Origin of the sequence: Chryseobacterium soli (genome assembly GCF_000737705.1) — a bacterium.
Lineage (GTDB): Bacteria > Bacteroidota > Bacteroidia > Flavobacteriales > Weeksellaceae > Chryseobacterium > Chryseobacterium soli.
This window is the reverse complement of the sequence record NZ_JPRH01000001.1, coordinates 482,912-494,574: the sequence shown is the minus strand read 5'-3', so window position 1 is coordinate 494,574 and position 11,663 is coordinate 482,912. Positions and strand designations below refer to the sequence as shown.

Annotated in this window: 11 protein-coding genes; 6 read left to right on the top strand and 5 right to left on the bottom strand. The window is 36.5% G+C overall.

Annotated features, from left to right (window positions below):
• Nucleotides 1-193 precede the first annotated feature (193 nt).
• Nucleotides 194-784: a thymidine kinase gene (locus IW15_RS02255; RefSeq protein ID WP_034708971.1), complete on the bottom strand. Its 591-nt coding sequence runs from the start codon at nucleotides 782-784 to the stop codon at nucleotides 194-196.
• Nucleotides 785-844: 60 nt separating this feature from the next.
• Here IW15_RS02255 and IW15_RS02250 point away from each other — a divergent pair, with 60 nt between their 5' ends.
• From IW15_RS02250 to fabG, 3 genes are all read left to right on the top strand, one after another.
• Complete coding sequence (locus tag IW15_RS02250; RefSeq protein ID WP_034708970.1) at nucleotides 845-2,398, top strand: ring-infected erythrocyte surface antigen domain-containing protein; 1,554 nt, start codon at nucleotides 845-847, stop codon at nucleotides 2,396-2,398.
• A 2-nt stretch (nucleotides 2,399-2,400) separates the two neighbouring features.
• Nucleotides 2,401-3,075 (top strand): 16S rRNA (cytidine(1402)-2'-O)-methyltransferase, encoded by a 675-nt coding sequence (gene rsmI / locus IW15_RS02245; RefSeq protein WP_034708968.1) that lies wholly within the window; start codon nucleotides 2,401-2,403, stop codon nucleotides 3,073-3,075.
• A 365-nt stretch (nucleotides 3,076-3,440) separates the two neighbouring features.
• Entirely contained in the window at nucleotides 3,441-4,184 is a 744-nt protein-coding gene (fabG, locus tag IW15_RS02240; protein WP_034708967.1) for a 3-oxoacyl-[acyl-carrier-protein] reductase, read from the top strand.
• A 52-nt stretch (nucleotides 4,185-4,236) separates the two neighbouring features.
• Here fabG and IW15_RS02235 read toward each other — a convergent pair whose 3' ends face one another.
• The 3 genes from IW15_RS02235 to surE all read right to left on the bottom strand — a co-directional run bounded on the left by IW15_RS02235 (nucleotide 4,237) and on the right by surE (nucleotide 6,933).
• The gene (locus IW15_RS02235) at nucleotides 4,237-5,277 is read right to left on the bottom strand and encodes a GMP reductase (protein ID WP_034708966.1); all 1,041 of its coding nucleotides are present in this window, start codon (nucleotides 5,275-5,277) and stop codon (nucleotides 4,237-4,239) included.
• Between the two features lie 223 nt (nucleotides 5,278-5,500).
• Entirely contained in the window at nucleotides 5,501-6,163 is a 663-nt protein-coding gene (locus IW15_RS02230) for a GNAT family N-acetyltransferase (RefSeq protein WP_034708965.1), read from the bottom strand.
• Entirely contained in the window at nucleotides 6,163-6,933 is a 771-nt protein-coding gene (gene surE, locus IW15_RS02225; protein WP_034708964.1) for a 5'/3'-nucleotidase SurE, read from the bottom strand. Before surE ends, IW15_RS02230 begins: the two co-directional genes overlap by 1 nt.
• Before the next feature lie 145 nt (nucleotides 6,934-7,078).
• Here surE and IW15_RS02220 point away from each other — a divergent pair, with 145 nt between their 5' ends.
• The gene (locus IW15_RS02220) at nucleotides 7,079-9,208 is read left to right on the top strand and encodes a carboxy terminal-processing peptidase (RefSeq protein ID WP_034708963.1); all 2,130 of its coding nucleotides are present in this window, start codon (nucleotides 7,079-7,081) and stop codon (nucleotides 9,206-9,208) included.
• A gap of 54 nt (nucleotides 9,209-9,262) precedes the next feature.
• On the opposite strand, the gene IW15_RS02215 is transcribed toward IW15_RS02220, so the two are convergent.
• Nucleotides 9,263-9,766, bottom strand: a complete 504-nt coding sequence (locus tag IW15_RS02215) for a superoxide dismutase family protein (protein ID WP_034708962.1) — start codon at nucleotides 9,764-9,766, stop codon at nucleotides 9,263-9,265.
• Between the two features lie 149 nt (nucleotides 9,767-9,915).
• Here IW15_RS02215 and IW15_RS02210 point away from each other — a divergent pair, with 149 nt between their 5' ends.
• Both IW15_RS02210 and IW15_RS02205 read left to right on the top strand, forming a co-directional pair.
• Nucleotides 9,916-10,815 carry an AraC family transcriptional regulator gene (locus IW15_RS02210; protein WP_034708961.1) on the top strand — a complete coding sequence of 300 codons (900 nt, stop codon included), beginning with the start codon at nucleotides 9,916-9,918 and terminating at the stop codon, nucleotides 10,813-10,815.
• Nucleotides 10,816-10,895: 80 nt separating this feature from the next.
• A complete protein-coding gene (locus IW15_RS02205; protein WP_034708960.1) occupies nucleotides 10,896-11,546 on the top strand; it encodes a 4'-phosphopantetheinyl transferase family protein in 651 nt (216 codons plus the stop codon).
• The last annotated feature ends 117 nt before the right edge of the window (nucleotides 11,547-11,663 follow it).

Below are 11,663 nucleotides of genomic sequence, written 5' to 3'. Positions count from 1 at the left end.
GTAAAATTCATTTACAGTATGGAAAAATAAAAAATTAACCTTTTTGCGAAATTGATTTTAGAAGATCAGCTTATTTAAAATATTAGCTTTTTGTTATTTTGGTTCATCACCAGGGTATACAATAGGATCAATTAATTGTGATGAGTCATTTTGTGCCTAGTGATTTGTTTTAATCTTAGTCTAAGGTATGATTTTATTTTCTCTTTTTAGAAAGTACTTCATCAATAAATACGCGGCGGCTTACTGCTTCATAGCTTTCCGTTTCACCTAATTCAACAAGATCATTTCCTGCGGAAGTTCTCAAAGAATAGTTGGCAAGATTACCCGTTCTTTTGCAGATCGCATGCACTTTCGTTACATATTCTGCAGTAGCCATTAAATTGGGCATAGGACCAAATGGTCTTCCCAAAAAGTCCATATCCAACCCTGCAATTACGACTCTTACTCCGCTATTTGCCAGCTGATTGGCAATATCCACGATGCCTTCATCGAAAAACTGAGCTTCGTCAATTCCCACTACATCACAGTTGGAAGCCAGCAAAAGAATTTCGTTGGGATTGTCTACTGCTGTACTGCGTATCTTATTCTGATTATGCGAAACTACATCTCCATCAGAATACCGTGTATCCAATCTGGGTTTAAAAATTTCTACATTCTGTCCTGCCATTTCTGCTCTGCGTAATCTTCGGATCAACTCTTCGGTTTTTCCAGAAAACATAGAGCCACAAATAACTTCCATCCAACCACTTTGTTTGGAATGATTAATTGTATTTTCTAAAAACATTTGTTAAATTAGCCGTATATTTTTAACATCAAAAGTAAGCAATTTTAACAAGATTATTATATGCAGAACATCCAAGATTTAAAGGAAAAGATTTTTTTCGAATCCAAAAATATCATTGATATTCTGGATAAAATAAATAATGTTGACGAATTACTTTCCAAGCAGGACCTCGTAGATGAGCTTGCTAACAGGATTTCTTTCTTAAGATTATTAGAAAAAAACATCGAATATTTCATACAGGATCCCCAGGGGAAAACCTCAGAAAATCAGGCGTATGTTTCTTCCTCCAACAGTGGAAGTGAAGCCAATGAGTCTAATCATGAAGTAACGGAAGAGGAAGCTATTTTCAATAATGAATTCAATGAAATAGATGAAAGTTCAGAGGGAATTCAGGAAGAATTCAGCAGTACAATGGAAGAAGAGGCGGTTTTTAACAACCAGCTGAATGAAATTGTAGAAAATGAATTTCATGAAAATATTGTAAGCTTTGCAGAGGAAATGGAGCACCCTGAAACCGTACAGGAGAAATCCGCGTATGATCAAACGACGGAAGAAGCTGTTTTCAATAACCAGATCAATCAAATGGCTGATCATGAAAATTCAGACGATCAGATCCCTGTTTTAAGCTTTGTAGATGAAGAAAGGATTCTGGCGAATGCTGAACCTGAAAGCGATGACGATTTTAATGAAGGAATTTTCAGGCATACTTTATCTGAAGAGGAAGTAATTTTTAACAATCAGCTGAATGAAATTGATGAATTTGAAAATGAAATTTCTGATGATCAGGGAAATAATCTAAAGGATTTTGAAGAAGAAGAAACCATTCAGAAAAGCTTTGAACCTGAAGTTAAAGAGAATGGCGAAAAAACAGCAGTTCAACAAAAATCAGAGCCATCCGAAAGAATTCCAAGCATTTTTGATACAGATTCTTTTGAAGAAGATGAAATTCTGGTTGAAGAGAATGAAGAGCAGTTCATTGCTCCAAACATGACGATCGAGCAGGGTGAAATGGCCACTGATACTTCCAGTGTTGAACATATTCTTGCCGAGATTAAGCACGATTCTTCTCCGCAGGAAAAAGAGGAAGAAGTACCATTGGCTGAACCTACTGACCGAAGAAAAATAGTTGAAATCGATAAACCTCATTCCGAAAATGAAAACGACAGGCATGCTTCTGATGAAAGCTTTGAAAACCTGGACGAATATCATATGGAAAGAAAGATTAAACTGGCAAATATTAAAGGTCTTAAGGCGGTTCAAACTCTTTTTGATGATGATCCTTTAGATAGAGGCACTCCACAGGAAAGGCCGAAACCTGCTTCGAAAGAAGATACAGGAGGCATTCTGAAAACAAATATTCCTACAGGTTTTATGGAAGCTGAAAAGCAAAAACCTGAATTTAAACTGGATTTGAACGACAGAATTGCTTTTACAAAAATGCTTTTTAACGGAAGCCAGACAGACCTTAACGATACTATAGACTATTTAAATCAATTCAAAACGCTGAAAGACGCGAAAGAATATCTTAGTGACCTTTATTACGACAGAAAATGGAATAAAGTGGATGAATATGCCCAGAGGCTCTGGGTATTGGTAGAAAATAAATTTTTATAATTTTGAGCGGAATACTTTATTTTGTCCCTACACCGGTAGGGAACTTGCAGGATATGACTTTCAGAGCGGTTAACGTACTGAAGGAAGTTGATTATATTTTATGTGAAGACACGAGAACCTCCGGAATTCTTTTGAAGCATTACGAGATCTCTAAACCTTTAAAATCTTATCACCTTCATAATGAGCACCAGACCACGGAAAAGGTAATTACGGACCTTAAAAGCGGACAGAATGTTGCTATTATTACAGATGCGGGAACTCCGGGAATTTCAGACCCCGGCTATCTGCTTTCAAAAGCAGGTTCGGATAATGATATTGAAATGATCTGCCTGCCGGGAGCCACAGCTTTTGTGCCTGCACTGGTAGTATCAGGACTGCCGAATAACGAGTTCTTATTTGCCGGTTTCTTACCTCAGAAAAAAGGAAGGCAGACTAAGCTTAAACAGCTTGCAGAAGAAAAGAAAACTATTGTTCTGTATGAAAGTCCTCATAAAATCAATACAACGCTGGAACAGATCAAAGAATTCTTCGGCGAACACACGAAAGCGAGCTTAAGCCGTGAAATATCAAAAAAATTCGAAGAAACTAAACGCGGAACAATCAATGAATTAATTGAATTTTCTAAAAGTAAAACTTTAAAAGGAGAGATTGTTCTGATTGTAAATAATTCTATTTGAGACTGAGCTAAGAAAGTATCCAGCCAGTATATAAAGATCCTTTTTATTAAAAAAGATAGAGAAGGAGGTAAGGTTATATTCAGATGCGTACGTAATGATTATTAGATAGAAAAGAATCTCTTAAAATAGAAGAAGAAAAGAAATTTGAGTATATTTATTTCACTATATTTAGAAATATGAATGCTTCCCATTAGCAGATATGACAAAAAACAGACAAAAAAGTGAAGTAATTTGATGATTTAAAATACTTTGAATAACAAATTATAATATCTTTGCGGACTGTTTAATTTTGATACAATTGAACACGTTATACGAGCCAACTTTTAAAAGGCTAGTTAGTTATAAGAAAATAATTGTCAAGAAATATGAAACTATTAGAAGGAAAAGTAGCACTAATTACCGGAGCTACAAGAGGTATCGGAAAAGCGATTGCAGAAGTTTTTGTGCAGCATGGTGCAAAAGTAGCATTTACCTATGCCGGATCTGTAGACAAAGCTAAAGAATTAGAAGCAGCTTTAAGTTCTGTAACTCAAATTAAAGGTTACCAATCTGACGCATCAGACTACGATGCCGCTCAAAAATTAGTGGATGATGTAATGACCGAATTTGGGCAAATCGATATTTTAGTTAATAATGCTGGAATTACAAGAGATAATCTGCTATTGAGAATGTCAAAAGAAGATTGGGATGCTGTAATGAGTATTAACTTAGATTCAGTATTTAATCTTACAAAAGCAGTTATTAAGCCGATGATGAAGGCAAAATCCGGTTCTATCATCAATATGACTTCTGTTGTAGGGATCAGCGGAAATGCAGGTCAGGCCAATTATGCTGCTTCTAAAGCAGGGGTTATTGGTTTCTCAAAATCTGTTGCGCTTGAATTAGGTTCAAGAAATATCCGATGCAACGCGATTGCTCCGGGATTCATTGAAACAGAAATGACTTCTGTGTTAGACGAAAAAAGAATTCAGGAATGGAGAGATAGTATTCCAATGAAGAGATTAGGAAATACACTAGATGTTGCAAATGCATGCGTCTTTTTAGGAAGCGATATGGCGGCTTACATTTCAGGGCAGACCTTGAATGTTGACGGTGCAATGCTTACATAAAATACAATATATCAATATAAAGAAAGCCATATCAGTGATATGGCTTTCTTTTTTAGTCTTTAAAAATTTGGTTTTCCTGCTCCTGTACCCGTATGAAAGTAGTTCTCTTAGACAATTCTTTCAATTTGGAAGCCCCAACATATGTACAAGTTGAACGTACGCCGCCCAAAATATCTTTTACCGTTTCAGAAACAGGACCTTTATAAGCTGCTTTTACGGTTTTACCTTCAGATGAACGGTATTCAGCTACCCCTCCGGAATGTTTATCCATCGCTGTTTTTGAGCTCATTCCATAGAATAGGCGGAATTTTTTGCCGTTTTCTTCAATCATTTCGCCGCCGCTTTCATCATGGCCGGCAAACATACCGCCAAGCATAACGAAATCTGCTCCACCACCAAAAGCTTTTGCCACATCGCCGGGAACCTTGCATCCACCGTCTGCAATAATATGACCTCCTAAGCCATGTGCTGCATCAGAACATTCTATAATAGCTGAAAGCTGCGGATAGCCCACACCCGTTTTTATACGCGTTGTACAAACAGAACCGGGTCCAATTCCTACTTTGATAATATCAGCCCCTACCAGAAGAAGTTCTTCTACCATTTCTCCGGTAACAACATTTCCTGCCATGATAATTTTATCCGGGAAATTGCCTCTTGCTTTCTTCACAAAGTCCACAAAATGCTCGGAATATCCGTTTGCTACATCAATACACAGAAACTCGATTTTTGGGTGCTTTTCAAGGATTAATCTTATCTTCTCTTCATCCGCTTTCCCTGTTCCTGTACTCAAAGCAATATACTGATGAATGCTTTCAGGCTGGCTGTCTAAAAATGCAGTCCATTCTTCAACAGAATAATGTTTATGAACGGCCGTAATGATTTTTTCTTTTGCCAGTTCTACCGCCATTTCAAAAGTCCCTACCGTATCCATGTTGGCCGCAATAATCGGGATACCCTGCCATTTCTTTTTCGTATGTTTAAAGGTAAATTCTCTTTCAAGATTAACCTCGGAGCGGGATTTTAAAGTGGAACGTTTAGGACGGAACATTACATCCTTAAATCCTAACTTTATATCATATTCTATTCTCATATTTGGAAAAAATTAAGTCATAATAAATGTAGGAAAAAGATTTAATGAAAACCCCGAAATACGGGATTTTATGTTTTTTTTATGTAAAAAGATGAATGCTTAAACCTCTTGAATTCAATTGATTTTCAATAAGTAACCTTATTTTTGTATTGCATTTAGTAAAAAACCGCTAAGACATAGGAATACCCAGTCTTAACGGTTTATATTTTGATAGGATAAGGAATTATCCCTTAATACCCCACAAATTTATTTTTCCTCTGTGATGGAAACCCAGTTTCTCATACAGTTTTTTGGCACCTTCATTACTTTCAGCAACATGGAGAAAAGGCGTTTTGCCGTCTTCAAAAATTTTACCGGCAACGAACGCTACCAGCTGTTTGGCATACCCTTTACCTAAATAATCTGTATCGGTGATTACGGCACTTACTTCCGTCATATCATTCATCTGCATTCTTTCGCCCGTGACAGCCACAAGCTTATCATCTTTGAAAATTCCAAAATAACGTCCTAATTCCGGTGTTCTGTTTTTAAAGTAATGAGGATAAAACTTTCTGACAAAAGACAGCAGTTCATCCTGGTTTTCCTCCTGTAAAAGAACAATTTCTTCAGTAAAATCAATTTCAATATTGTTTTCCAGAACATACTGATCACAGACAAGCCTGGAAAAATCGGTAAAGTTTTTTGCATCAGGTTTCGTCCCGAAAACCAAAAAATCATCGCAGATCTTTTGATAGCCGGCGAGTTCACTTTCGGTTGCTTGCTGTAAAGAACCTCCAAAAGCAGCTACTTCAGGGGTATAGAATTTAGTATCACCAAAGGATAAGCAAAACTTCTGATGATATTCATTAAGTGAATGATAGACAGGATTATCTAATTTCTCGTACATTAATTAAAATTCATTACTTCTTCCAGCGTTTTCATATACTCATAAGCGGTCATATCAAACTTTACCGGAACAATTGAAATATATCCATTGGCTAAAGCCGTTTCATCAGCATCTTCAGACTCATCCATATTATTGAAATAGCCTGTCAGCCAGTAATATTTTTTACCATGAGGATTGATTCTTTCATCAAAGCTTTCTTCCCATTTTGCCTGGGCCTGCTTGCATACTTTTATTCCTTTGATCTCTCCGGCGGAAAGCTTCGGAATATTTACATTTAACACAATTCCTTTCGGCATTGGATTTTCTAATGTTCTTCGGACAATATTCTGAATAAATTCTTTAGCCTGTGTGAAATCTGCCTCCCAGCTGAAATCAAGCAGAGAGAATCCAATGGCAGGAATACCTTCAACCCCTGCTTCTACGGCTGCAGACATAGTCCCGGAGTAGATCACATTGATAGAAGAGTTGGCTCCGTGATTGATTCCTGAAACAACGATATCCGGTCTTCTTGTTAAAATTTTATCAAGTGCCATCTTTACACAATCTACAGGAGTCCCACTGCATGAAAAGTCGGTTTGAGGCCCTTCTAAGCTTACTTCTTCAAAACTTAAGGTAGAATTAATGGTAATGGCATGTCCTTTTCCACTTTGAGGAGAATCGGGTGCTACAACAACCACTTCTCCAATCTCGTTCATAAAACTGATAAGGTTTCTGATTCCTGGTGCTGTAATTCCATCATCATTAGTAACCAGAATAAGAGGTCTTTCCATAAAATATTTTAATTTTAACAAAAATACTTAAAACTATTCGATAATTGTAAATAAGGTATTAAATTTGATAGTTTGTAACAGCGAATTAAATGTTGCTACTAATATCAGTACATACTTTAAAAAAAATAATAAATCCAGACAGTTTATGTGGAAAAATTTTAAACTAAATAAATTTTTACTCCTAATTCCATTAACAAGTCTAATGTTTTGCTTCAACTCACCTAAAAATGATGATGAAAAAATGCAGACAATAATGGTGAGCGTTAAAAATACACTTTCTTACTTGCATTATAGTCCCAAAGCTATTAATGATGCCTATTCAAAGGATGTTTACAAGCATTATTTTGAATTAATTGATTCCGGAAAAAGATATTTCCTGCAGTCGGATATGGACGAATTCGGAAAGCATGAAACCAAGCTTGATGATTATATCAGCCAGGGAGATTTGACTTTCTATAAACTTACCATCGACAGATTGTACCAAAGGGTAGATGAGATTGATAAAATCACTCAGGATATTTTCAGCAAGCCTATTAACCTGGAAGAAGACGAATCCCTTACTCTTGAACCGAAACTTAAAAAAGTGCCGGCCAATAAGCAGGAACAGTATAATGAATGGAAAAAATTCATTAAATACAATATTCTTCAGGAAATAGAATCAATGAACAGCAAAGAAGAAGCTCAAAAAGAGAAAAAAGATTCTGTTCAGAAATATAATTTAAAAGATACTATTAAATTTCAGCCGCTTTCTCCTGATCAAAAAAGAATCAAAGCGACGGACGAAGTGAAAGATCTTGTAAAAGAAACATTCACCAGATTCAAAAAGAGAAAGAAAATGGATTGGTTTACTGTGTATATGAATGCGTATACTGAAGTATTCGATCCGCATACCAACTATTATTCTCCGAAAGACAAAGAAGATTTCGATACCCAGTTTAAAGGTAAAGTAATCGGTATTGGAGCACTTATTCAGGAGAAAAAAGGAAATCTGTATCTGGGTGCTTTAACGATTGGTGCACCGGCATGGAAATCTAAACAGCTTTCAGAAGGAGATAAAATTCTAAAAGTAAGATCTAATCCGAAAAGTGACGCTGTAAATGTAGTGGGAATGCTTTCTGATGAAGCAGTACGATTGATCAGAGGAGAAAAAGGAACACCAGTAACATTAACGGTTCAGAAAAAAGACGGTACAACGAAAGATGTAACGATGATCCGTGAAGAGGTTGCCATTGAAGATACTTTCGCAAGAAGTATTGTGGTAAACTCTCCAAACGGGAAAAAATACGGTTTCATCAACCTTCCAAGCTTTAATGCTGATTTTGAAGATGCCAAAGGGAGAAATGCTTCTGATGACATTAAAAATGAAATCATTAAACTGAAATCTCAGAACATCGAAGGAATCGTGCTAGATTTGAGAAACAATGGAGGTGGTTCTTTAACGGAAGTTGGAGATATCATGGGACTTTTCATGGAAGCAGGACCTTATGTTCAGGTGAAAGACGGAAACGGTAAAATTCAGACCTTAAAAAATAAAAATGAAACTCCGATCTGGACAGGGCCATTAGTAATCATGCAGAATGAGCTTTCAGCATCGGCATCAGAGATTTTGGCAGGAGTAATGCAGGATTACGGAAGAGCAATGATTATCGGTTCTCCGCAGTCATTTGGAAAAGGAACTGTACAGACCTTTGTTGATTTAAACAGATTCCTGAATACAGAAGATGATTTCGGATCTTTAAAACTGACTATTCAGAAGTTTTACAGAATTACAGGAGAATCTACCCAGAGAAAAGGTATTGTTTCTGATATTCAGATGAAAGACTTCTTTACTTATGCTGAAGTAGGAGAGCGATATGATGATTATGCATTGGCATGGGATAAAATTCCAGGAACAAGCTTTAAAAAATTAAACTACTTCAATGCAGTAGCCCTTGAGAAATCAAGTGCAGAAAGAATGGCTAAAAACAGCAATTATCAGCTGCTATTAGAATCTGCTCAGTGGAGAGAAAAACTGGATAAAGAAGAAACCATCACACTTAATATCAATAAATTCAATGAATTGATGAAGCAGAGAAAAGCTCAGATTGAAAAATTCAAGGCGTTAACCAAATTTGAAAACGGCCTTCAATTCACGATGTATCCGGGAGAAATGGAAAGAGAGAAAAAAGATGAAGCCTTCAAGAAAAAATCTGATATGTGGATCAAAAACCTTAAAAAGGATCCATACCTTCAGGAAGCAATGAATATCGTTGCAGACATGGGGACAAAATCATAAACATAAAAAATCCGCTGATTTTTCATCAGCGGATTTTTTATTTCAAATACTTAATTATTTAATTTCTACACAACCTACTCTTCCGCCTGCATTCCCTGTTGGCTGAGTATGGAAGTCATCAGCTGCTGCGTGCACGATAAGACCTTTTCCGATGATGTTTTTCGACTCATCTGTACACCCAAGGCACCATTTGTCCGTCTTGAAAGTCAGCGTAGCATTACCGCTCTGGTCTGCTACCAAATTACCGATATCTCCCATGTGGAAATGCTCGGCACCCCATTTTCCGTGGTCGTCCTTAGCAGGATTCCAGTGTCCACCTGTTGAGGTTCCGTCTGCTGCAGAGCAGTCACCTTTTTCATGAATATGTACCGCGTGAATTCCCGGAGTAAGATTTGTGATATCAAGCTTCATTACCACCTCATTTCCTTTTTGGGTAAACTTAGCAGTTCCTCCTGTCTGTGTTCCGCTTTTAGCGTTTACAGGATAGGTTTTCATTGTTCCGCAAGAAACAGCAAATAATGCGCATCCCGCCAATAATGCTAATTTTTGTACTTTCATTGTATATAATTTTAAGTGATTTAATAATTATATAAATGTAGAGATTATTTTTAAAAGACTTTATGATTGCAGTTCTTTTTCAAAAAGCAGCAATAAAAGACAACTTCAATTGAGGCTATCTTACTACCTTTACCGATAAACCCTTCGAAGTGGAAGAATATACCAAAAGGATTGTAAAAACCATCCAATATATTGATGATCATCTTGATGCCGATCTTTCTTTAGAGAAAATTGCAAAGATCGGTGCCTATTCGCCATTTCATTTTCACAGGATATTTAAGCTCATAACGGGAGAGACGCTCCAGGTCTATATTGTAAGAAAGAAAATAGAAAAGAGTGCCTTTTACCTGGCTGTTCGGAAGGAGATTGAAATAAAAGAAATCTATCTTGATCTGGGATTTTCTAGTCATTCAGTATTCTGTAAAACATTTAAAAAATACTATGGAATATCACCGTCTGCGTTCCGGAAATCAGCACCGGAAACCTTTCATAAAATTATACAGAAAGAACGCAAGAACGGACAAATTGCCCCGGTTTTCGACCCCTACATTTGTAAAATAGAAAACCTGCTAAATTGGTCAGCCATGAATTTAAAAATCGAAGTAAAAGAACTGCCGGAAATGAATCTGGCCTCTGTAATGAGTCTTGGAATTGCGAATGTAGAGCCTTCCTATACCATTCTCATAGATTGGGCGAAAAAGAAAAACCTCTTTCCTGCAGAGCACGTTAAAATGATCTCTGTATACCATGACAGCTTCAAAGTAACTCCTCCGGAAAAGGTTAGGATTCACGCCTCCATGCTTTTGAATAAAAAGATGAGCAAACCGGAAGGGAAAATTTTCCCTGAAATCATTTCCGCCGGAAAATGTATTATCGGAAGCGGGGAGATGACATTGAATGACTTTGAGCAATGTTGGGTATCCCTTTTCCTATGGATGAACGAAAATAAATATTCTATGAGAAAAGCTTTTCCTTTTGAGATCTATCATTCTAATTTTAAAGAACATCCGGAAGGTAAAATGCTGGTCGACTTCTGTATTCCGGTCTGATAATCTGAATCTATGTCTTTCTGTGAAATTATGCAGGAAGACATTTTTAGTAGTATTTTTGAAAGGATAAATAATAGTGAATGATCATCTTATATGCATTTATACACGAAGAGAAACATCAGGATCTGCTGGATAGATACTTGTCGGTTTTTTCCGGAAAATTCAGGGAAGATATCCTTAAATACCGTAGATGGCAGGATGCACAGCTGTCTTTACTGGGAAAGGTTCTTTTAGAACATGGACTGAGGGTATATTACAATCTGCAAGATGTTGAAATAGATGTATTGGCGAATAAGAAACCTATTTTAAAGGGGCATGATATACATTTTAATATCTCTCATTCCAAAGATCTGGTGCTTTGCGCTATTGCTGAGGCTCCGATAGGTATCGATGTTGAATTTTTAGATCCGCAGATCAATTATCTGGATTTTAAATCTCAGATGACGCCTGATGAATTTCACAGAATACACCATTCAGACTCCAAAATCAAAAGCTTTTTTACTTATTGGACGAGTAAAGAAGCCGTATTAAAAGCCCATGGAGACGGCATGATGATTCCTTTAGAATCTTTTGAAATTAACGGAAATGAATGTAGCATTGACAATGAAAAATTTTATGTGAAAGAACTTTTTATCGATAAAAAATATCAAAGTTGTATTGCATCAGCAGACATCAATATTAAAGAAGAAAATAGCATGTATGTGCATGTGAAGCTTGAAGACCTCTTTTAACACAATAAAGACAGCATTTTGAGACAAAAACTAACCGGTTAAAAAGAAATTGTCATCCAGACCAACCCTCATTTTTGATGATTATCCCATAATATGCTGTTCAGTAACGAAAGAATA